The 21500-nt window shown below is 71.6% G+C and carries 22 protein-coding genes and 2 pseudogenes; 7 read left to right on the top strand and 17 right to left on the bottom strand.

Annotated elements, in window-relative coordinates; all coding sequences use genetic code 11:
• Window positions 1–11 precede the first annotated feature (11 nt).
• Window positions 12–530: a DinB family protein gene (locus IG02_RS0131505; protein WP_030755631.1), complete on the top strand. Its 519-nt coding sequence runs from the start codon at window positions 12–14 to the stop codon at window positions 528–530.
• Window positions 531–647: 117 nt separating this feature from the next.
• The gene (locus IG02_RS40005) at window positions 648–1139 is read left to right on the top strand and encodes a hypothetical protein (protein WP_234314981.1); all 492 of its coding nucleotides are present in this window, start codon (window positions 648–650) and stop codon (window positions 1137–1139) included.
• 129 nt (window positions 1140–1268) lie between these two features.
• Here IG02_RS40005 and IG02_RS0131510 read toward each other — a convergent pair whose 3' ends face one another.
• The 10 genes and pseudogenes from IG02_RS0131510 to IG02_RS41150 form a co-directional block, all read right to left on the bottom strand.
• Window positions 1269–1841 carry a tetratricopeptide repeat protein gene (locus IG02_RS0131510; protein ID WP_063756874.1) on the bottom strand — a complete coding sequence of 191 codons (573 nt, stop codon included), beginning with the start codon at window positions 1839–1841 and terminating at the stop codon, window positions 1269–1271.
• A gap of 169 nt (window positions 1842–2010) precedes the next feature.
• Entirely contained in the window at window positions 2011–2694 is a 684-nt protein-coding gene (locus IG02_RS0131515) for a uracil-DNA glycosylase (protein ID WP_030755635.1), read from the bottom strand.
• Between the two features lie 124 nt (window positions 2695–2818).
• Entirely contained in the window at window positions 2819–3580 is a 762-nt protein-coding gene (locus IG02_RS0131520; protein WP_030755636.1) for an SDR family oxidoreductase, read from the bottom strand.
• 76 nt (window positions 3581–3656) lie between these two features.
• Window positions 3657–4418, bottom strand: coding sequence for a 3-oxoacyl-ACP reductase FabG (fabG, locus tag IG02_RS0131525; protein ID WP_030755638.1), 762 nt, complete (start codon window positions 4416–4418; stop codon window positions 3657–3659).
• A gap of 210 nt (window positions 4419–4628) precedes the next feature.
• The gene (locus tag IG02_RS0131530) at window positions 4629–5039 is read right to left on the bottom strand and encodes a DUF3037 domain-containing protein (protein WP_051765967.1); all 411 of its coding nucleotides are present in this window, start codon (window positions 5037–5039) and stop codon (window positions 4629–4631) included.
• The gene (locus IG02_RS0131535) at window positions 5036–5917 is read right to left on the bottom strand and encodes a HipA family kinase (RefSeq protein ID WP_030755641.1); all 882 of its coding nucleotides are present in this window, start codon (window positions 5915–5917) and stop codon (window positions 5036–5038) included. The genes IG02_RS0131530 and IG02_RS0131535 overlap by 4 nt, the downstream gene beginning before the upstream one ends.
• A 75-nt stretch (window positions 5918–5992) precedes the next feature.
• Window positions 5993–6172: pseudogene (locus IG02_RS43735) on the bottom strand (site-specific integrase); the annotation flags it as partial.
• Window positions 6163–6372 (bottom strand): hypothetical protein, encoded by a 210-nt coding sequence (locus tag IG02_RS44020; protein WP_078854981.1) that lies wholly within the window; start codon window positions 6370–6372, stop codon window positions 6163–6165. The pseudogene IG02_RS43735 and the gene IG02_RS44020, both read right to left, overlap by 10 nt.
• 8 nt (window positions 6373–6380) lie before the next feature.
• A complete protein-coding gene (locus IG02_RS41145; protein WP_158712413.1) occupies window positions 6381–6842 on the bottom strand; it encodes a hypothetical protein in 462 nt (153 codons plus the stop codon).
• 5 nt (window positions 6843–6847) lie between these two features.
• A complete protein-coding gene (locus IG02_RS41150; protein ID WP_199814123.1) occupies window positions 6848–7093 on the bottom strand; it encodes a hypothetical protein in 246 nt (81 codons plus the stop codon).
• A 165-nt stretch (window positions 7094–7258) separates the two neighbouring features.
• Between IG02_RS41150 and IG02_RS37145 the strand changes: the two are divergent.
• Window positions 7259–7722, top strand: a pseudogene (locus IG02_RS37145) (dihydrofolate reductase family protein); the annotation flags it as partial.
• Between the two features lie 19 nt (window positions 7723–7741).
• Here IG02_RS37145 and IG02_RS0131555 read toward each other — a convergent pair.
• Both IG02_RS0131555 and IG02_RS0131560 read right to left on the bottom strand, forming a co-directional pair.
• Entirely contained in the window at window positions 7742–8164 is a 423-nt protein-coding gene (locus IG02_RS0131555; protein WP_037804855.1) for a DUF2267 domain-containing protein, read from the bottom strand.
• Window positions 8165–8266: 102 nt separating this feature from the next.
• A complete protein-coding gene (locus IG02_RS0131560) occupies window positions 8267–8698 on the bottom strand; it encodes an Hsp20/alpha crystallin family protein (RefSeq protein WP_030755647.1) in 432 nt (143 codons plus the stop codon).
• Between the two features lie 178 nt (window positions 8699–8876).
• Between IG02_RS0131560 and IG02_RS0131565 the strand changes: the two genes are divergently transcribed.
• From IG02_RS0131565 to IG02_RS0131580, 3 genes are all read left to right on the top strand, one after another.
• Window positions 8877–9506 carry a hypothetical protein gene (locus IG02_RS0131565; RefSeq protein ID WP_051765971.1) on the top strand — a complete coding sequence of 210 codons (630 nt, stop codon included), beginning with the start codon at window positions 8877–8879 and terminating at the stop codon, window positions 9504–9506.
• A gap of 648 nt (window positions 9507–10154) precedes the next feature.
• Window positions 10155–11789, top strand: coding sequence for a hypothetical protein (locus tag IG02_RS0131575; RefSeq protein WP_030755653.1), 1635 nt, complete (start codon window positions 10155–10157; stop codon window positions 11787–11789).
• Window positions 11790–12116: 327 nt separating this feature from the next.
• A complete protein-coding gene (locus IG02_RS0131580; protein WP_030755655.1) occupies window positions 12117–12680 on the top strand; it encodes a dihydrofolate reductase family protein in 564 nt (187 codons plus the stop codon).
• Window positions 12681–13343: 663 nt separating this feature from the next.
• On the opposite strand, the gene IG02_RS0131585 is transcribed toward IG02_RS0131580, so the two are convergent.
• The 4 genes from IG02_RS0131585 to IG02_RS0131600 form a co-directional block, all read right to left on the bottom strand.
• Window positions 13344–13778, bottom strand: a complete 435-nt coding sequence (locus IG02_RS0131585; protein ID WP_030755658.1) for a VOC family protein — start codon at window positions 13776–13778, stop codon at window positions 13344–13346.
• Between the two features lie 186 nt (window positions 13779–13964).
• Window positions 13965–14933, bottom strand: coding sequence for a threo-3-hydroxy-L-aspartate ammonia-lyase (locus tag IG02_RS0131590; protein ID WP_030755661.1), 969 nt, complete (start codon window positions 14931–14933; stop codon window positions 13965–13967).
• 61 nt (window positions 14934–14994) lie between these two features.
• Window positions 14995–16161: a DSD1 family PLP-dependent enzyme gene (locus IG02_RS0131595; RefSeq protein ID WP_030755663.1), complete on the bottom strand. Its 1167-nt coding sequence runs from the start codon at window positions 16159–16161 to the stop codon at window positions 14995–14997.
• Window positions 16162–16222: 61 nt separating this feature from the next.
• Entirely contained in the window at window positions 16223–16876 is a 654-nt protein-coding gene (locus tag IG02_RS0131600) for a helix-turn-helix transcriptional regulator (protein WP_030755666.1), read from the bottom strand.
• Between the two features lie 240 nt (window positions 16877–17116).
• On the opposite strand from IG02_RS0131600, the gene IG02_RS0131605 reads away from it, so the two are divergent.
• Window positions 17117–17770 carry a TetR family transcriptional regulator gene (locus IG02_RS0131605; protein WP_051765973.1) on the top strand — a complete coding sequence of 218 codons (654 nt, stop codon included), beginning with the start codon at window positions 17117–17119 and terminating at the stop codon, window positions 17768–17770.
• A gap of 71 nt (window positions 17771–17841) precedes the next feature.
• Here IG02_RS0131605 and car read toward each other — a convergent pair whose 3' ends face one another.
• Window positions 17842–21372 (bottom strand): carboxylic acid reductase, encoded by a 3531-nt coding sequence (car, locus tag IG02_RS0131610; RefSeq protein ID WP_078854984.1) that lies wholly within the window; start codon window positions 21370–21372, stop codon window positions 17842–17844.
• Between the last annotated feature and the right edge of the window lie 128 nt (window positions 21373–21500).

Genomic DNA, 21500 nt, shown 5'->3' on the forward strand with positions numbered 1-21500 from the left:
GGATGGCCGGCATGACGACGATCGAACGTACCGAGCCCTCCACCGTCGCGGGCGAGCGCGCCATGCTGGAAGGCTGGCTGGACTACCACCGCGCGACCTTGGCGGCGAAATGCGCGGGGCTGTCCGACGCCCAGCTCCGGCAGACGTCCGTGCCACCGTCCGAGCTGAGCCTGCTGGGCCTCGTCCGGCACATGGCCGAGGTGGAGCGGGCCTGGTTCCGCCGAACCCTGGCCGACGAGGACGCCCCGCCCCTCTACTACGACGAGACCGACCGCGACGGTGACTTCCATGTGGGCGAGGACGCCACATGGGACGAGGCGTACGCGACCTGGCAGGCCGAGATCTCCCGTGCCCGGGAGCTGGCCGGCCCGCTGGACCTCGATGCCCTGGGCAAGGGGCGGCGCGAGCGGACCACCGGTGAGCCCTACAGCCTGCGCTGGATCTTCACGCACATGATCGAGGAGTACGCCCGGCACAACGGCCACGCGGATCTCCTGCGGGAGCGCGTCGACGGCGCGACCGGCGACTGATCCACCGCTCGCGCGCGGGAGGCCGCCCCGGCGCCACGTTGACCACTGTCACCCGTCCGGACCAATACGAGCCCTTTTGCAGCCCCATCTCCCGTCCCGCCCACCAGAGTTGCGCGTGTGTACAAGACGACAAGCGCGGCATGGGTCCTGGTGGGGGTGACGGTCACGGCCGTCTCCGGATGCGTGGCCGTGGCGCCCGGCCCCACGCCGGAACCGGGCCCTCGTCCGGGGCTGACCGGTGCGGCCCCCCGGGCCGGGGACGCGAGGGGCACACGGATCGTTCAGTCGCCGGCGCGGGAGGCACTGGAGAGGATCGCGCCCGTCGCCGGAACACCGAGGCCGGCCCCCCGCGTTGCCCCCGAACCCCGCAGCCCCGCGCACGGCCGGACGAGCGGGCCCGGATACGGCTCCGGGCACCTGGCCGGGCGGCCCGCCGTGCCACTCCCCCGCCCGGGGAAGCCCTCCGAACGCCCCGCCCAGCGGCTCTCCCCCGTACCACCGGCGGTGGCCGCGCTCGCCACCGATGTGTGCGCGATCGGCGAGACATACGGCCGGTGGGGAGGAGAGAGCCTGTCGGACCGGGTCTGCCTGGACGTGTACGGGAGATGAGACCTCTCCCCGGCCTGCTCCCCCGGCAGGCCGGGGGCGGACCGGGTCGGGCCACCGTTGTCCGCACCTCACGCGGTCCGGTGTGACCGGGGTTGAGCCCGGGGCCGGCAGGCGGCCCCGGGCCGGCGCTCACGTCTCCCGCAACCACCGCTCCAGCCGGTCGATCCCCGCCCGGACCCCGTGCCCGCACCCGGCGCCGCCCAGGGCGTCCGCCGCACGTCTCGCCCGGTCGAGGTGAACGCGCGCGGCGTCCGGCCGCTGAAGCTTCACGTAGTCCTCAGCCAGGTTGAGGTGGAGCGAGGGATACAGAGCGCGCAGCGCCTCCGACTCGGGGCCGGCCGCCCTTGGTCGCCTTCCTCCCGCCCCGTCCCCCGGACGGGCACCGTCCTCCGGGCCGATCGGGCCCATGCCCGCCGCCGCTCCCCCGTCCTCCGGGCCCGCACCGCCGTCACCCGCCGGTCCGTCGGCGGCGGTCAGCGCCCGAAGGTCCCAGGCCAATTCGTCCCCCGGGTCGTCCTGGGTGTCCGCCAGGTAGTGCGCGAGGGTGCAGCGGTGCAGCGCGTCCCCCGACTCACCGATCTCCGACCACAGTTCACCGAAGCGGTTGCGCGCCTCCTCGCGGTCACCGCCGTGGAGCAGGATGACCGCCTGCCCGATCCTGGTCATGACGGCGTCCGCCGACGCCTCCCGACGCTCCGCCACTGCCGCCTCCGCTCTCACCCACACCGTCCGGCCCGTCGCCGGTGCCCGCCGGAGCAGACGCTATCGGGCGGAGCGGGCGATCCACTTCAGGCTCGGGCCCGGCGACCGGCCCTGTCGGCCCCGAAGGGGCGGGACAGGACCGGCGGAAGCTCGCCGAAGCGGCCACCGGTCACCCGAGGTCGGGGATACGCCAGTCGATCGGCTCGTGTCCCTGCGCGGCGACCGCGTCGTTGATCTGCGTGAACGGCCGTGATCCGAAGAACTTCTTCGCCGACAGCGGCGAGGGGTGCGCACCCTTGACCACCACATGGCGCTCCGTGTCGATCAGCGGCAGCTTCTTCTGCGCGTACGCCCCCCACAGGACGAACACCGCCGGGTCGGGCCGCTCGGCCACCGCGCGGATCACCGCGTCGGTGAACTTCTCCCAGCCCTTCCCCTTGTGGGAGTTGGGCTCCGCCTCACGGACGGTCAGCACCGCGTTGAGCAACAGGACGCCCTGCTCGGCCCACGGCATCAGATAGCCGTTGTCCGGCACCGGATGGCCGAGCTCCTCCTTCATCTCCTTGTAGATGTTCCGCAGCGAGGGAGGCGTCTTCACGCCCGGCCGGACCGAGAAGCACAGTCCGTGCCCCTGCCCCGCGCCGTGATAGGGGTCCTGCCCGAGGACGAGGACCTTCACCTTGCCGTAGGGAGTGGCGTCGAGCGCGGCGAAGACCTCCTCGCGCGGCGGATAGACCGGCCCCTTCGCCCGCTCCTCCTCGACGAAGTCGGTCAGCTCCTTGAAATAGGGCTTCTCCAGTTCATCGCCGAGGACGCCGCGCCAGGACTCGGGCAGCATGTCGGTGTCGGTCACGTCAACAACCTCCGGTAGCAATCACCTGTCTGCCACAGAACCTACCGGGGACCACTGACAACGCCTCACGCGCTCGGACTCCGCCGCCCGCGGACCCGACGACGCGCGCCGTCGCCCGGCGCGCCTACACCACGCCCGCGTTGAGGAAGATCCCTCCGTCGATCACCATCGTCTGTCCGGTCGTCCACGCCGACTGTTCGGAGGTGAGGAACGCGACGGCACCCGAGATGTCCTCGGGCACCCCGAGCCGGCCCAGCGGGTACGCGCCCGCCACCTCCTCCTCGCGGCCCTCATACAGCGCCCGCGCGAACCTGGTCCTGACGACGGCGGGGGCCAGGGCGTTGACCCGTACCCCCGGCGCGAACTCGTGCGCCAGTTGCAGCGTCAGGTTGATCATGGCCGCCTTGCTCATTCCGTAGGCGCCGACGAACGGTGCCGCGGACAGGCCCGCGACCGACGCGATGTTCACGATCGCGCCGCCGTGCTCCTTCTGCCAGGCCGCCCAGGTCCGCTGCGCGAAGCCGAGCGCGGAGAGGACGTTCGTCTCGTACACCTTGCGCGCCACGCCCAGGTCCAGCTCGGCGATCGGGCCGAAGACCGGGTTCGTTCCGGCGTTGTTGACGAGGAAGTCGACACGGCCGAACTCCGCCATGACGCGGTCGACCGCCGCCGCCTGGTGCGCCTCGTCGTGCGCCTTCCCCGCCACCCCGATGACCCGGTCGGCCCCGAGCCGCCCGACGGCCTCCCGCAGGGCGTCCTCGTCACGTCCGGTGACGCACACCCGGTCGCCCCGCGCGACCAGAGCCTCGGCCACGCCGTAACCGATGCCCCGGCTCGCGCCGGTGACCAGGGCGACCTTCCCGCTCTCCGGTACCCGCTCCACCATTCCCGTCACTCCGTCACTCCCGCTCCGCCGTCTCCCACGCCTCGTCCGCCCCGTCGGCCCGGTGCCGGTCGCGGCCCTAATTCAGCGGGCCGCCCGCCACGTACATGACCTGCCCCGAGACGAAACCGGCGTCGTCGCCCGTGAAGAAGGCGATGGCGCCCGCGACGTCCTCCGGCCTGCCGACGCGCTGGACCGGGATCTGGGCGGCGGCCGCGGCCTGGAAGTCCTCGAATTTCACGCCGATCCGGGCCGCCGTCCGGGCGGTCATCTCGGTGACGATGAACCCGGGGGCCACGGCGTTGGCCGTGATCCCGAACTTGCCGAGTTCCTTGGCGAGCGTCTTGGTGAAGCCCTGGAGACCGGCCTTGACGGCGGCGTAGTTGGCCTGGCCCCGGTTGCCCAGGGCGGAGCTGGAGGACAGGCTGACGATACGGCCGAAACCGGCGTCCACCATGTGCTTCTGACACGCCTTCGACATCAGGAAGGCGCCCTTGAGGTGGACGTTCATCACGGTGTCCCAGTCGGACTCGCTCATCTTGAAGAGCAGGTTGTCCCGGAGCACGCCCGCGTTGTTGACGAGGATCGTCGGCGCGCCCAGTTCGGCGGCGACACGGTCGACCGCTGATTCCACCCGCGCCGCGTCGGAGACGTCACAGCCGACCGCGAGAGCGGTGCCCCCGGCCGTGGTGATCTTCTCGACGGTGTCCTCGCACGCCGACTCGTCGAGATCGAGGACGGCGACCGCGCGGCCCTCGGCCGCCAGCCGTACGGCGGTCGCGGCGCCGATGCCGCGTGCCGCCCCGGTCACGACGGCGACACGCTGCTCAGTGGTGGACATCCTGATCTCCTCGCCCTGGGAACCTGGATCTGCGACTCTCACACGGCCGACGTGGCTGATCTGGCTGATCCGGCCGGCGTGGCCCAAGCGGCCGACGCACTGAGCAACCGCTTAGTACCTTCGGCAGACGAGACGCTAGAAGCCACGGCACCCGGTGTCAACGGCCCCGGGACCAGGAGGGGGACTCGCGCTCCCGGTACCGGCCTCGCGTCAGCGGACCAGCAGGTCCAGCAGCCGTTCCGCCTCGGCCGTCGGGTCCGCCGTCAGTCCCGTGTGGACGGGGCCCGGCTGGACGACGGTCGAGCGCGGCGCGATCAGCCAGCGGAACCGCCGCCCGGCGTCGTCGCCCGCCGCCTGCCCGGCCTGCTCGCCGCCCTGGCACACGCCCTCGACGGCGCGCAGCGCCGCCCGTACCCCCTGGACGTCGGCCGCCGGGTCGAGGGCCAGCAGCTTGGCCTCGTCCAGGTGCGTCCTGGCCGCCACGTAGGACCGCGCGCGGCAGTAGACCAGCACCCCGGCGTTGAAACACTCGCCGCGCTCCACCCGCGGCACGACGCGCAGCAGCGCGTACTCGTAGACGTCCCTGCCGCCCGTGTCGCCCGCGTGGCCCTTGCCGCTCACCGGCCGCCGCCCTTCTCCTCGTTCGTCCCGCCGTCCCGCCGGTCCTTTCGCCCCACCGTGTGCGGCCAGGGCGTCAGGTGCTCGGTCAGCCAGCCGGGCGGCTGCGCGGGCCCGGTACGGACGGGCGCGTCGAAACTGATCCGCTCGTGGATCGTCGCGGCACGGGCCAGCAACGGCTCCACGTAGGCGCGGCGCAGCGCGTCGGCGGAGTCGAAGCCGGGCTCGTCCGCGAGCCACTCGTCGGGCACCTCGGCGGTGATCGCGTCCAGCAGTTCCTCCGTCACGAGCGGCGCGAGCTCCGCGGCGGCCGCGGCGACATCCGGCCCGAAGGGAACGAGGACATGGTCGGAGGCGTTGTACGGCTTGGCCGCGGACGCCCGCGCACCCGGCCAGTTGTGCTGCCAGATCATGCTGGCACCATGGTCGATGAGCCAGACATCGCCGTGCCACACCAGCAGGTTGGGGTTGCGCCAGGACCTGTCGACGTTGTTGATGAGGGCGTCGAACCAGACGATCCTCCCGGCCTCCTCCGGAGCCACGCGGTACGCCAGCGGATCGAACCCGATCGACCCCGGGAGATAGTCCATCCCGAGGTTGAGCCCCCCGCTCGCCTTCAGCAGTTCCTGCACTTCCTGGTCCGGCTCCGAGAGTCCGATGACCGGATCGAGCCACATCCGCACCAGCTCGGGAACGCGCAGGCCCAGCTTCCGGGCGAGCTGCCCGCATATGACCTCGGCCACCAGGGTCTTGACGCCCTGGCCCGCGCCGGTGAACTTCATGACGTACGTGCCCAGGTCGTCCGCCTCGACGATCCCCGGCAGCGATCCACCCTCACGCAAAGGCGTGACATAGCGGGTCGCTACGACTTCTTCCAACACTTTCCCAGGCCACCCATCTCTTCATCCTTACATCCACGGACGACTCCTCCGGGGCGCAGAGGCAGGAATCACCGGTCAACGGCACTGGGGAGAATCTGGGGAGTTTCGGCCGGCAAGCCGGTCTCCCCGCTCCCCAAGCAGACCGTCGATGGTGCCGCGCCCCTTGCTGCCGGCTTCCGGCATGAGGTGAGCATAGTAACCGAGGGTGATCGCCGGCGAGGAGTGTCCGAGCCGCCGAGCCAGGGTCACGACGGACCCAGAAATGGATCCTCGCGCAGCACGGGGACGAGGATGAAGCGCGGGGTGTGGTACTTCGTCGCGGTCTTCCCGCCCCGGGTGCGGCAGGGACTGCCGACCGGCGCTTCGCACTTCGGACAGTCGTTCCGTGGGCTTCCGCGAATCGCGACCTGCGGAAACGTGATCGGCTCGCGGGCTCTCGCAGAACTCTCTCGCAACTGGTCATTCAGGCCTGGTCCAGGATGGCTGCCGCGCGGCGGCAGCCGGCGGCGATGGCCTCTTGCTCAGCCGCGCTGAGCTGCGGCGGGTGCCAGACCGGCCACAGCAGCACCATGCCACCCCACACGGCAGTGGCACCGATGATCGGGGCCGCGGCAAGCATGAAATCGTACGGCAGGACGATCCCGACCCGGGGATAGCGGCGCGCGATGTCCTCCTGGCTGCCCAGCCACAGCAGCCGCCGCTCCCGCATGGCGTCCGTCACCGGGATCGCGGTGCTCACGGGGACGCGGGTCCACGGGGCGGCGATCCGCCGGGACACACCCGAAGCCATCTCCAGCCGCAGCACCGGCTCCCCCGGAGACAGCAGATAGAGCAGGCCCACCGATGCGCCGGTCTCCCGCACCACGTCGGCCAGAACGGAATCGGGCAGGATCCCGCCGGAACCGGGAACAGCGGCAGACCGCACGGCCGTCACCCGCTGCGGCCGACCCGGGCAGCGCCGCGCAGGCGCCCGAAACGGCTGCGGGCCGCCTCCGCGCTGATGCCCAGCCCCGCGCCGATCTGCTCCCAGCTCACCCCAGCCCGCCGGTCCGCCACCACCGCCGCCCGCACCAGCTGCCCCGCCAGCTCAGGAACCTGCGCGACGGCAGCACAGTGCCGCGGGGCGGGCGAAGCAGGCGAGGGCGGCTGTGCGGGAAGCCGCGCGACGCCCCTCACGTGCAGCAGCAGGCGGCGCCGGGCCCGCCAGGCCGCCTGCCGGTGCGCCGGCCGGCAGTACCGGCGTCGGCGAGCGCGAAGGCGTCCTCGGTCTTGGGGTGGGTGCTGCCCAGCCGGGGTTTGGTCCGGCGCGTAACTGGCCTCGTGGATCGCGGCGCCCAAGAGAGCGCCCGCTCGGGCGCCGTCGTCCTCCGTCGCCGGCTCTTCGACGTGGTCGACGGGCCGCACGGCGGGAACGACATGTGCGGCTACGGCGCCGAAGAGGTCGGCAAGCCCGCGTTCGTCGTCGTGACGAGCTCGCCGCCGGAATCGGTACGGCTCACCGGCCTCGACTGGACATTCGTCACCACCGGTCTGCCCGACGCCGTCGCCGCCGCGCGCGAGCGCGCCGAGGCGGCGTCGACGGACGGCGGCGAAGACCTCGACGTCGTCCTCATGGGCGGCGGCGCCACCATCGCCTCGGCGCTCGATGCCGGGCTGGTCGACGCGCTGACGCCGCACCGCGCCTGGCACCCGTCGTACTGGGCGCCGGTACACCCCTGTTCACCGGCGGAACGCCCCGCACGCTGCGGCGGCGGAGCGTGGCCCCGACAACGACCGTGACGCACCTGACCTACGACGTCCTCTGACGAAGTCGTCGCCGGGACCTCACGGGGCGCTACCGGGGGATGGGCGGTCCGGTGGGCCGGGACGGCCGAAGAGGAGGTCGTAGCCTGCGGGGAGTTGGAGCAGGATTTCCTTGAGCAGGTCGTCGTCGGCTGTGTCGGCGACCGTGCTGAGGACGGCGCTGACGTCCCAGGCCGCGGTCTGCTCGGTGGCCCCTTCGATCCAGGCCGCGGTAGCCCGCACGAACCGCTCCGGGGGCAGCGGCTCAGCGCTCTGCAGCGGGTTGAGGAGGATCAGGGCGAAGTCTTCCGGCAGACGAGCCGCCAGCCGGGCGCGTACCTCGCCGACCAGGTGTGCTCCCAGCAGGGCCAGCACCACGCGGGCCACGCGCTCGGCTTCCCGCAGTGTGTCGTACTCGCCCCGTTCCAGCACATGGGCGAGAAACGCTTCCCGTCGCGCGGTCACGTCGGCCGTCACCCCTTCTCGGTCCATGGGGCGCGGAGGACGGGCGAGGGGGGATCGGATGCCCGTCCTCCGCCGCTGTTCAGCCCCTCTTCGGGTCCGGCTTCAGCCGGAGATCTCCTTGTGGCCGGATCCGACGTCGATGGCGATCTTGCGGGGCTTGGCGCGCTCGGCGATCGGGATGCGCAGGGTGAGCACGCCTGCGTCGTAGTCGGCCTGGATGTGCTCGGTGTCCAGCGAGTCGGCCAGCACGATCTGGCGGGAGAAGACACCCAGCGGCCGTTCCGACAGTTCCATCTGCGCGTCGTCGGCCTTCGCCGCGGGCCGGCGCTCGGCCTTGACGGTCAGCATGTTCCGCTCGACGTCGATGTCCAGCGCGTCCGCGCTGACGCCGGGGATGTCGAAGGCCACCACGTACTGGTCACCCTCGCGGTAGGCGTCCATGGGCATGGGGGACGGCCGCGACCAGGTCCCCGGGCCCATCAGCTGCTGCGCCAGCCGGTCGAGCTCACGGAAGGGGTCAGTGCGCATCAACATCGGAAAACACCTCCCAAAGGTTCGGCAGTTGCTGCCAATGCGCCTCACTGAAACCGTTGTAACATGTCATCCAGTGGATGACAAGTCATGGCGTCGTCCAAAGGGTGACCACTCAGGGAGGAGTCCATGCCCCCCAGCCGACCAGTCGACCTCACCCGGCGCCGACTCGACCGGCCCAGTGCCGTTCCTCGCCACCGCGGCAGCCCTTCAGTCCATAGACGAAGCCCTGCGTGCCGCCCAGCACGAGGTCACCGGCGCTACCGAGACTCACGACATCGGCACCGATCAGGCCCTGGCCTCCCTCCTGCTGCTGAGGCAGGTACGCGAGCAGCTCGCCGGATGGGAGACCGGCCTGATCGAAACCGCCCGCCACGCGGGTGCCAGCTGGGCCGACCTCGCCCACCCCCTCGGCGTCGCCAGCCGCCAGGCCGCCGAACGCCGCTACCTGCGCAACCGGCCCGGACCCGTCGGAACCACCGGTGAACAACGCGTCCAGGCGACCCGCGAACGTCGCGCCGCCGAACGCACCATCACCGCCTGGGCTCGCCGCAACGCAGCCGACCTGCGCCGCCTCGCCGGCCAGATCACCGCCCTCACCGACCTGCCCACCGCGGCCCGCCTCCCGCTCGGCCGGCTCCACGAGGCCCTCGCCCACCACGACCCCGCCGAGCTCATCCACCCCATCAACGCCATCCGTCCCCACCTCACCACCACCCACCCCGACCTCGCCGCGCAACTCGACCGCAGCCTGGCGGCGCCTGGTCTTCCCGCCCCCCGGGCCTGCCGGGGCAGTTCGAACTCCCAGTGATCTCGGCGGCCCGGACGATCTGCCCCTGCCAGGCCTTGTGCTCGTCGGCCGTGGCCGGGCGGTGGATCCCGGGTAACCGCTGGCGGATCAGGCGGGAACGTGAGGGCCCGGGCAGCCATGACGGCTGTCCACGAGCCTCACTCTCGTGGGGAAGCTCTCGACGTCATCGTGGAGGGGACGATGACCATCCTCATGTACCTGAGGTCAAGGGGAACGGCACGGGGAGAGGTACTCATTGACCCCACGTACATGAGTTCTGGTTTTCAGGGGTTCCTCAGGTTGCGCGGCGCAGAGGGACGACGACGTCCTCGCTCCACCGGTACAGCACTCAGCCCCGGCGCCGCTCCGCCCGCAGGTACCGCGCCGGCCTGGTGGCCGCCGCCTCCCGCGGCAGCCGCGTCGCCTTCCAGGAAGGCTTGGACGCCACGAGAACGATCCCCCCTCACTTCGGCCGGTGCCTCGTCTCGAGGCTCTTTCCAAGCCGAGCCGGCCACCCGGCGTGGTCGGATCCAGCCGGATCCTGGTCTTCTGCCCTGCGGGCAGGGCACTCCGGGGTGAAACGTCCGCTCTGCGGCGGCTGATCGCCGATCATCCCCGATGATGGGACGGCCCGGAGCAACGGACCAAGCAACGCTGAAAGGTGCGCACATGGCGGTGGAGGACGGCACATGGCAGGAGGACCGCGTCGCGGGACGGGTGTGGACTGTGCGCCTGGACCCCTATGGGGGCCCCTCCGCCGGCACGGTCCGGCTCTCCTGCTCCCGCCCGGCCTGCCCCGATCAGCGCTTCCCCGGCGGCGCCGCCGCGGGACGCAAAGCCGCCGTCGAACACGTCAACCTGCACCTGGCCCACATCCGCGCGGGCGGCGGGCCACGCGGCGAGGCGTGGTGCGCCTGCCGCACCGCCGACTGCGCCTGGCACACCCCGGACCCCGCCACCGGACCACGACCACGCGGCGGCACCCGGCCGGCGGCGGGATCAGCGCGGTGCGGCGGCCCGATGGCCCTGACCGTGTACGCGGACCGTGCCGGAAGACTGTGGCGGATCGCGGAGATGTGCGCGCGGTGCGCGGCCGCCACCCCCGAATGCCGTGTCCTGGACACCGCCGCGCCCCCGGCCCGCACCACCCCGGCCGGGACGGACCAGACGGCGCACACTCCGGCCGCCACGCCGGGGAATGGCGTTGCGGCGGTCTTCTCCGACCATGCTCCCTCCCCGGTGACCGGTGCTTCTTCCTCCCCCGCCACCGCACCAGCATCGGTCCCCCGTACTCGCGCCGCCTCACCGGCCAAGGCGTCCCGGCGGGCGAAGCGGTGGGGGAAGATCGCGCAGCGGATCGTGCCGCCCGACCTCGAGCCCGACGTCCTGCGCCTGGAGCTCATCGAGCTCGGGGACGCCTTCCGTGCCTACCAGCAGTGCACCGAACCCGACCTTGCCCTCCTCGCCGAACTCCACGAGCGCAAGGCCCGCGCCTTCCGCCTGTGGGCCGATGTCAGCGGCGACGGCTCCCTGCGCCACGACGCACACCGAGCCGAGAAGGCCGCGCAGACCACCCTCGAGATGCACGCCAACCGTGGTGGCCGGCCCATCGGCGACACACCAGACGGCAACATGCCGGCAGTGGAACGGCTGCTGACCCGGCAACAAGCCGTACACGCCCGCACCGTGCTGGACTACGTCCGAGCGCACGCCCCGCACCCGGAGCCCGAGGCGCGCCTGGCGGTTCTCATGATCGCCCTACGGGCCGCACGCGCCGGCACCGGGAACGTCACCGGCCAGGACCTCACGGGCTGGCTCCCCGACGATGCCGAGCGGGTGCTTCAGCAGCTGGTCGACGCCGACTGGCTGCGCCTGCCCGGCACCGTCGCCGAGGTCATGGCCTCCCGTCCCGAGGACCCCGTCGCGGTCACCGTCCCCGCGCTGCTGCCCGAGCGGCCACGCCCGTTCGCCTTCGGCAAGACCACCCGGGCGAGGATCTCCGGCTGGGCACAGAAAGTCGTGGGTGACCGGAAGATCCGCAAGAAAAAGGCCACTGCGGCTGCCCGGCTCCTGGCCCTCTACGCCGCCGCCCACGCCCGCCCCGACGGCCGCCTCGGACGCGCCGAGGACGGCGGGCTGCTCCTGGACCAGGCCGCCGCGTTCTGTGCCCTGCCACCCGACCAGGTCGTCGAACACGCTGAACTGCTGGTCGCCGCCGACTGGCTCGCCGAAGCCGACACCGCCGGAGACCGGCTGCGCGGACAGCTCACCGAGCGCGTCCTCCCGCTGGGAGGACTGCTGTAGGGCTCCGGCTCCCTCTGCCAGAGTGCCAGGCCAACTGCGGTTCACCCGTCGATCCGTACGAGGGCGTAGAGGTCACCCCCCACGTCGTCAGTGAGATCTGGTAGATGCGCGCGGAGGACTTCGCGATGCCCGCGCCGGTGAGGTACCGCTCGACCGCCTCGGTGTGCGACGCGGGCGGGGCGGACAGCGGCATCACCCGGGCGCCTCCGGCATGCTCGAGGCATGGGTACGCCGTAGGTGACTCGGCCCGGGAGATCCCGCGAGCCGCGATGAGTCCTGCGGCGTTCGGCAGTCTTACTGTCGACCCCTTACCGAGGAGGACTTCTGATGCGCAGTGTGACCTATTCGATGGGTGTCTCACTTGACGGCTACATCGTCGGGCCGGACGGCGGCTTCAACTGGACGGCGCCCGACGAGGAGGTCTTTCGCTTCTGGATCGACGAGATTCGACAGGTCGACGTCCACCTGTTGGGACGACGGCTGTACGAGACGATGCTGTACTGGGAGACCGCCGACCAGGATCCATCGCTCGACGACTCCATGCTCGAGTGGACCGCGCTCTGGAAGCCGCTGCCAAAGGTGGTGTTCTCCAGCACGCTGTCGGCGGTGCAAGGCCACGCCCGCCTGGCCTCCGGCCGACTGGCGGAGGAGATCGAACGGTTGCGAGCCGAGCCGGGGGAAGGCGAGATCGCGATCGGCGGCGCGACTCTCGCCGCCGAGGCGGCCGAGTTGGGTCTGATCGACGAGTACCGGGCCATGGTCTACCCGGTGCTGGTTGGCGGCGGCATTCCGTTCTTTCCCCGACGCGAGCGCCGGGTGGATCTCGAACTCGTCGAGACCGGCACCTTCAGCTCCGGAGTCCTCTATCTCCGCTACCGCGTGGCGCGTTAGCGGACTCGTCCCGGCCAGTCGTCCCGGCCAGTCGCGCCAGCCGTGAGACCGCCGGGACGCAGCGGACTCAGGCGGCGGTCTCGGTGTGCCCCTGGCCCGCTGCCGCAGATCAGGGCGCGGTCTGCGGTCCCCTCCGCGATCCGAGGCGCTCGATCGTCCTGGCGACCAGGCCAGGGCCGTTCTCGGGCAGGACCGAGAGATAGTCGCCGGTCCGATACGGCATGCCGTCGGAGCAGCCGGATCTCCGGGTGCCGCTTGGACCATTGGCTGGGCCCGCGTACCAGCTCACCTCGCCCTTCTTCACGGCGTACCCGCCCCGCGTGGTGTCCTCGCAGGGCGAGAGCGGGCGCGGTCGGGTGCGGCCGCGGCATCTCGGGTGGCCATGAACCACGGCGCCACATACGGTTGCGCCCTGACCCGACGGCACGAGGCCGCCGTCTCGGCGGCCGGCCGCGTCCACCAGGTCAGGCTCAGGTCTCCTCCTCGGTCCGGCGGCGGAAGCCGGTGATCCGGGCCAGCCAGGACCGCCGTCGGCCGGGCCACAGTCATCGCGGACGGCGGCTATCGGGGCACCGGCCCGCTCATCCGCACCTCCCCCGCCCCGTACGAGGACCAGAGAGGCCCAGGGGAGGCAGCTCCCTGCCTCCCAGGCGCGCAGAGTGCTCAGTCGATACAGAACTCGTTGCCCTCGATGTCCAGCATGGGGATGCACGACTCGTTTTCCTCGTCGGCATACAGCGTTTGCACGTGGGTCGCGCCGAGCGCGACGAGTCGCGCGCACTCGGCTTCGAGCGTGGCGAGGCGCTCGTCCCCCACGAGCCCGGTGCCGACCCGGACGTCGAGGTGCACACGGTTCTTGACGATCTTGCCTTCGGGGACGCGCTGGAAGTACAGGCGCGGGCCCACACCTGAGGGATCACTGCAGGCGAACCACGCACCCTGCTTCTCAGGCGGCAGGGTGCGGTTGAAATCCTCCCACGTGGTGAATCCCTCCGGTGGCGGCGGTGCGACGTACCCCAACACCTCGCACCAGAAACGAGCGAGGCGCTCAGGTTCCGCACAGTCAAAGGTGACTTGGAACTTCTTGATCGCTGACATCGGCGCACCATAGCAGCCGCCAAGTGACCAAACCGGACAGTCCGCGAACGCCTCGACACGGCACGGGAGATCAGTTGGCGGGATCGACGGGGACGCCGACGCATCCCGCCTTCCCCCTCGTGGCGAACTCCCCTTGCGCCACGTGGATTTCACGTGTCGCGTACCGGCCGAACCGTCCGGGGAGGATCAGCCGTTGATGAGTTGCGCGAACCGCTGGGCGTTGATGTTGCCGCCCGAGGCGATGATGCCGATTCTGCGCGGTGGGGTGTCCAGACGCCCGTTCATGAGGGCGGCCAGGCCCGTGGCGCCACTGGGTTCGAGGACGATCTTCAGCCGTTCAAAAGCGAAGCGCATGGCATCGACGATTTCCTTGTCACTGACGAGAGCGACGGCATCGACCAGGCGCTGATTGATGGAGAAGGTGATCTCGCCGGGGGTGGGCACGGCCTGGCCGTCGGCGATGGTCCGGGGCACGGGGACGGTGACGCGTTCGCCGCCTTCCAGGGAGCGCTTGGTGTCGTCGCCCGCCTCGGGTTCGACACCGACGACCCTGATGCCGGGGTGGAGCGCCTTGGCGGTGACGGCGCTGCCCGCGATGAGACCGCCGCCGCCGACGGGCACGAGGAGGGTGTCGAGCTCGCCGGTCTCACCGAGGAGTTCGAGGGCCGCGGTGCCCTGTCCGGCGATGACGTCGGGATGGTCGTAGGGAGGGATGAGGGCCAGGCCGCGTTCCGCGGCGAGAGCCTCACCGAGGGCCGTGCGGTCCTGCGTGTAGCGGTCGTAGGTGACGACCTCCGCGCCGTAGCCGGCGGTCGCTTCCATCTTGGAGCGGGGTACGTCCGCGGGCATGAGGATGACCGACGTAGTGCCCAGTTCGCGGGCGGCCAGGGCGATGGCCTGGGCGTGGTTGCCGGAGGAGTAGGCCGCGACGCCCTTGGCCAACTGCTCGGGGGGCAGCTGGGCGACGGCGTTGTAAGCGCCACGGAACTTGAAGGCGCCGACGCGCTGAAAGTTCTCGCACTTGATGAATACGTCCGCGCCGACCAGGGCGTTCAGAGTGCGGGAGGTGAGGACGGGGGTACGGCGGGCGATGCCGTCAAGACGTACGGCGGCCTCGCGGACGTCGTCGAACGACACGGGCGGTGCAACGGACACAGCGGATTCCTTCCGTCGGTGGGAAGTCGGGCCGGAAGCCTGCGCGGTGCTCGGACGGCGGTCACCAGCCGGTGACGCGCGGCCAGAAGGCTTCGATCGCGGGCGCGGGAGCGGTGCTGTTCGGGGAGCTGTCGGTGACGTGGTAACCCTGGTGCTGGGCCGCGGTGGCGCAGGCGTGGTTGGGCAGAATACGCAGCCGGGTGCCGATGGGCAGGTCGGGCAGGTCGGCACCGTCGCGGGCGGTGAGGGTGCCGTGCTCCTGGCTCGCGGCGCTCATCAGCAGCTGGGGAATGAGGCGGCCGGCGAGGTCGGTGACCAGGCCGTAGCCCTGGTCCTCGGCCTGGGCGGCGGTGCCGCGGTCGCGGGACATGGCCATCCAGCCGCCGTCGGTGAGGATCCAGCCGTACTCGGGGCGGTGGCCGATGACCGTGACGACGACCGACAGGGCGAGGTCGTCGACGCCGCAGACGCCCAGCCCGGCCATGACCAGGTCGAAGAAGACGTAGTTACCGGCGCGCAGTTCGGTGACGCCCGTGAGGTCCTCGGCGGCATGGGCGGTGGGAGTGGAGCCGACACTGACGGTGCGCACGGGCAGGCCGGCCGCGCGCAGCCTCTCGGCGGCGGCGACGGCGGTGCCGCGTTCGTTCTCCGCCGCCAGACGCCGCTCCGCTGCGCCGTAGGCGAAGTAGGACTCGCCCGCGTGGGTCAGGACGCCGTCCAGGCAGCCCGCCTCGTGCAGGACGTGCCCGATCTCGGTGAGCTCGGGGGCGTCGGACTTGAGGCCGCCGCGGTGGCCGTCGCAGTCGATCTCGATCTGTGCGGGGATGGCGATGGCGGCCTCGCGGGCGGTGTCCGCGACGAACTGCGCCTGCTCACGGCTGTCGAGGAGCACGCGCAGGGCGATCCCGCGGCGCAGGAGGGCGATGACGCGGGGAAGTTTGTGCGGGTCGATGCCCACGGCGTAGGTGATGTCGGTGTAGCCGCCGTCGGCGAAGGCTTCGGCTTCGGCGAGGGTGGAGACGGTGACGGGGCAGGGTGTGCCGTCGTGCAGGAGGGCGGCGACGTCGAGGCTCTTGGACGTCTTGACGTGCGGGCGCAGGGTCACGCCGAGCTGATCGGCCCTGGCGGCCAGGCGGTTGATGTTGCGCCGGGCCTTGTGCACGTCGACGACGGCGAAGGGGGTGTCGGGGTCGCTGAGCGTCTCAGCGGGGAGGGGGGTGGTGTTCACAGCGTGGCCCCCCTGTCGTCGCTCGTGGGGGCGAGTTCGCCGGCCCTCATTCGTGCCGCCCTCATTTCGTGTAGGTGTAGACGCTGGCCCGGGAGATCCCGAGGAGATCGGCAATCGTCTGCGCGGCGTTGCGGGATTCGAAGTAGCCGTCCTCGTGCAACTTGCGCACCAGCGCTTTCTTGGCATCTCGGGAAAGAGCGCGTGGAGTGGTGGAGCTCTCGGCGGCGGCCGCCTCGACCACCTCGCGCAGCACCCGCCGGTTCCGGTCGCCCAGCGTCTCCAGCGGCTCCTCCCGGTGGGCGGGATCGGTGGCGACGAGATTCGAGAGAGCGAGCGTCACCGGGGAAAGGGTCGACACGTCCAAATTGAGGCACAGAGCCGCGATGTAGTCGCCTGCGGCGTTCTTGATACCGATCGATGTGCTTTTCGCGGGTCGACCGTCGGGAAACCGATTGGCGTAGTTCTGGACGACACCGGGGTAGTTCGGGTCCTCGACGCGAGCCAGTCCGAGTTCGGTCGCGGAGTCGCCGATCCTCCGGCCGGAGAGGTTGTTCTCGATCAGACGGATCGCGTGCGCGGGATCCCGCAGATCGTGCAGCACCACCTCGCAGAGCCCGGGGAACATCCTCGCCAACGCGGTCGCGATCTTCTCGGTCTCGGCGAGAAGGTGTTCGTCGTCCGCCGAGAACGAACGCGGCGCTCGTCGGGGCGGGATTCCGTCCGGCGCCGCGGAGCCCTCGTCGTCCACTTCGCCGTCACCGACGTTCACTTCCCGCGCCTCCCTCACGGCCAACGGTGGGCACCGCCCCGTCCGGCCGCCATCCGGCCGTCGGACTTCAATCCAGCGCCACCCAGACACTCTATATATTTTCAGATTCTCCGTCCAGACACGCCAGGCCTGCGGGTGCCCTGAGCGGGCGTCAAACGAACCGGTTCGGTTGACTATCCTGGGTCCATGACGGCTTCGAGCACCCCTGACTCCACACGCGAACGGATCGTCGGTGCGGCGAAGGCCGAGTTCTCGCGGTACGGGATCGCCGGCGCGCGGGTGGACCGGATCGCCCGCGAGGCCCGGACCAGCAAGGAACGGGTGTACGCGTACTTCCGCAGCAAGGAGGCGCTGTACGCGTTCGTGGCGGGCCGGGAGCTGGCCGAGGTGGTGGAGGCGACCCGGATGGACCCGGCCGATCTGCCGGGGTACGCGGGCCGGCTCTTCGACTACTTCACCGAGCACCCGGAGCGCTTCCGGCTGCTGTGCTGGGGGCGGCTGGAGCCGGCCGAAAGGCCGCTGCTCGACAGGGAGGCGCCGACCCGGACGGCCGTCCTGCTCAAGGTACGCCAGCTGCGGGAGGCTCAGGAGTCCGGGCAACTGGACCCGGCGTGGGACCCGGTCGACGTGCTCGCGCTGGTGACCCAGATCGCCACCGCCTGGCTCACCCAGACGGAGATGGCGGCGGCAGCGGCACAGCTGGCCCGGGACCCGGCCACGGCGGCCCGGCGCGCGGCCGTGGTGGAGAGCGTACGGCGGCTGTTCCCGCGCCCGGCCGCCACCGGGCCGGGCGACGGAACCGGCCTGGTGGCCGGGGCCGGGCGGGACACCACCGGCTGACGGCGACGCCGCGGCCGGCGGCGGTACCGCCCGGGGCCGCGGTAACGTGCCCGGCCCGCCGGCGGACGGCGTCAGATCAGTTTGAGGGCCCGCAGGTCGGCGGCGTACTTGCCGATGAGGGATGCCGACAGGTGGGGGATGTCGGCGTCGGGCCCGACCCCGGCTTCCAGGACGGCGGCACGGAAGGCGTCGGCGGGCACGGCGGAACCGGCGACGGGTTCGGCGGGTTCCGCGAACGCGTGCAGCAGCGGCAGAAGCGAGTGCTGCCGCTGCTCCTGCGGCAGCGCACGCATCGCTGTCCCGAACCGGGCCAGCCACTCGTCGTAGTCGTCGATCCGCCGTACCGGGTGGCCGGCGTCGACGAGCCAGTCCACGAAGACGTCGAGGGAGACGCCGTCGTCGTGCGGGTTGAGGACGTTGTAGGTGCGGTGGCCCTCGGTGGCGCGCTCGCCGAGGGCGGTGACGGCCTCGGCGGTGAAGTCGACGGGCAGCCCCTCGTAGTGCGCGGGCCGGCGGACACCGCCGGGGCCGGCGCGGTAGAAGGAACCGGGCGCGATCCCGGTGGCGGCGAGGCTCAGCAGCAGCCGGGTGAACACGTCGGGGACGTTGAGCTGTCCGCCGTACCGGCTGTGCGCGAGGATCATGTCGGAGCGGAATGTCGCCACGGGCAGCCCGCACAGATCGTGCGCCTCGCGCAGCAGCACCTCACCGGCCCACTTGCTCGTGGCGTAGCCGCTCGCGTACGAGTCGTCGAGCCGGCGGACGGGACTGGCGACCCGGATGTCGGCCGACTCGTCGGCGGTGGCGGCCTGGGCGGCGATCACGCCGACGGTCGACAGATAGGTGAACCGCTTGACGCGCCGGGTCAGCGCCAGCCGGATCAGCTCGGCCGTACCCACGACGTTGGGGCCGAAGAGCTGCTCGTAGGGAAGGACGTGGTTGACCAGGGCGGCCGGGTGGACGATGAGGTCGACGGTGTCCGCGAGCCGGTTCCAGGTCGGCCCGTCCAGACCGAGGTCCGGCTCACCGATGTCACCGGCGAGGACCTCCAGCCGGCCCTCGGCCAGTTCCCCGAAGCGCGCGAGGAGTTCGGGGTCGCCGCTGTCGAACGCCTCGTACAGGCGCCGCCTCGCGACGGCCGCGTCCGAGCCCCGGACGACGCAGACGAGGGTGCCGCCGGTGCGCGCCAGCCGTTCCAGCCACTCCAGGCACAGGAAGCGGCCGAGGTAGCCGTTCGCACCGGTCAGCAGCACGGTGCGGGCCGGACCCGCCACATGCGGGAGCGACGGGGCGGCGGCGAGGGTCTCGGCGTCCACGAAGGCGTCCAGGGCGAGGTCGCGGGCGCGCACCTCGGTGGCGCCGGCCCCGTGCACCGTGGCGGGCGAGGGGCGCCGGTCGCCGGACGAGAGCGCCCGCTCGACGTGTTCCGCGAGACGCCGCAGGTCGTGGGCGGGGCTGATGACGACGCCCACCGGGACCTCGACGCCGAAGATCTCGCCGAGCAGCTGGGAGAACGACACCGCGGACAGTGAGTCGCCGCCGAGGTCGGTGTAGCGCGCGGCCGGGTCCGCGGGGGTGCCCAGTACGGCCTGGGCGGCGCGGACCACGGTGTCGGCCACGGGACGGTCGCGTCCGGAGCGCCGCAGCGCCCGCAGTTCGTCGTTCTCGCGTGCGGCGAGGTCGGCGTAGAGGCGTTCCAGGCGCTCGCCGTAACGTTCCGTGAGACGGGGCCGCAGCAGTTTGCGGATGTCGGAGAGCAGCCCGTTCTCGGTGCTGAACGGTTCGGTCTCGATCAGGAAGTCGCGTGGGATCTCGTAGGAGTTGAGCCCCGCCTCCTTGGCGGTCCCCCGTAAGGACGCGGCGATCCGCGCCTTCAGCTCCGCCGGGTCGCCTCCGGCCCGCTCGGCCGCCTCCGGCACGGGGACGACCACCGCGAGCAGATAGGCGCGTTCGCTGCTGCCGTAGACGAAGATCTGCCGCACCAGCGGGCTGCCGGCGAAGACGGCCTCCAGGCGGGAGACGGCGACGAACTCGCCCTGGGAGAGCTTGAGCACATTGTTGCGGCGGTCGACGTAGAAGAGTTCGTCGGGGCCCCTCTCCGCGAAGATGTCGCCGGTGCGGTAATAGCCGTCCTCGTCGACGAGGCCCGCCATCACGTCGGGCCGCTTGTAGTAGCCGGGGATGAGGGCGTCGGTACGGATGAGGAGTTCGCCGCGCGGGTGCGGATGGTCGCTGCGGAAGTAGCCCAGTTCGGGGACGTCGACGAGTCGGTAGTCGCGTACCGCCGGGCGTATCGGCCGGTGGTCGGCGAGCATGCCGCCCGCCTCGGTGGAGCCGTATCCGTCGTGCAGCGGGACGTCCACGCAGGAGGCGACGAAGTCCGTCATCTCGTCGGACAGCGGCGCTCCACCACTGCCGATCCACAGCAGCCGTCCGCCGAGGGACCTTTCGCCGAGATCCCGCTTGACCTCGGCTTCGAGGACCGCGGGGTCGCCGCCGGCGGCCGTCCTGCGGTCGAGTTCTCCGCGGTAGTGCTGGAGGAGCATGTCGCACACCCTCGGTACCAGCAGCAGGTCGGTGGGGCGCACGAGTCCCAGGTCCTCGAAGAGGGTGGACAGGTCGCTGCGGGCCGTGAAGCAGACGGTGCCGCCGCTCCCGAGGACGGTGTACAGCGTGGCCCGTCCGGCGAGATGGCTCATCGGCATGTAGCTGAGCATGATGAGCGGCAGACTGGACTTCCCGGGCCAGAACCCGTGCCACATCCGGCCCACCAGGCGCTCGGTGTACATCGCGCCCTTGGGCGTGCCGGTGCTGCCCGAGGTGTAGAGGAGCAGGGCGAGCCGGCCGGTGTCCGTGCCGTCCTCCAGCTCGGGGGCGGGCGGCAGGCCCCGGCCCCGGTCGAGAACATCGGCCAGCGACTCCAGGACGACCGTGCTGCCCGCGTCGGTCAGCCGCTGTCGGGCCGCCTCGAAGCGCTCGCGTTCGTCGTCGGCCTCCGGACGGTGGTCGAAGACGATGAGGCGGCCCACGGATCCGCTGTCCAGGGCGCAGTCCACGGCGGTGTCGAGGAATTCGACGCCGGCTGCCAGGATACGCGGCCCGGTCTCCGCGATGACCGGCCCCAGCCGGGCGGCCGACGCGCTGGACTGGAGGGGCACGCAGACGGCACCGAGCCGGGCGCAGGTCAGGTCGATGGTGACGAAGTCGGTGCTGGTGAAGCCGAGGACGGCGATGAACTCGTCCGCCCGCAGGGGTTGCCGGGGGTCGTGGTGCAGATCGGCCGCGAGCGCCTCGACCCGGGACCACAGTTGTGCGTAGGTGATCGTGTCGAAGTGCGGCAGCAGCCGGTACTCCGCCCGGCCGGTCGCCGGGTCCCGGATCAGTTCCCGGGCCCGCTCGCCCAGCGCGGGTCGGTCCGCGTACCCCTCCATCGCGGTCGCGATGATCTTTTTCAGGGTGAGGCCCGGCCGCCCGATCGCCGCGTCGACCGCGGGCAGCGGCATGGCGTCGCGCACCTGGGGGTCGTGGGCTCGGAGTTCGGCGATACGACGGTCCGTACGGTCGTCGGGGCCCGGGAACCAGGACTGTGGTTCGGTCGCCATGGTCAGCCTTTCGTGAGTCACGAGCACGCACGTCACCCGACGGCGGTGGTCCCGACACCGCACGACCGGGCTCGACGCGCATGGCGATCAGCAGAGAGCGCGCCTCCCCCGACACCGGCCCCGACGGG

The sequence above is a fragment of the Streptomyces sp. NRRL F-5135 genome (assembly GCF_000719775.1).
Lineage (GTDB): Bacteria > Actinomycetota > Actinomycetes > Streptomycetales > Streptomycetaceae > Streptomyces > Streptomyces hebeiensis.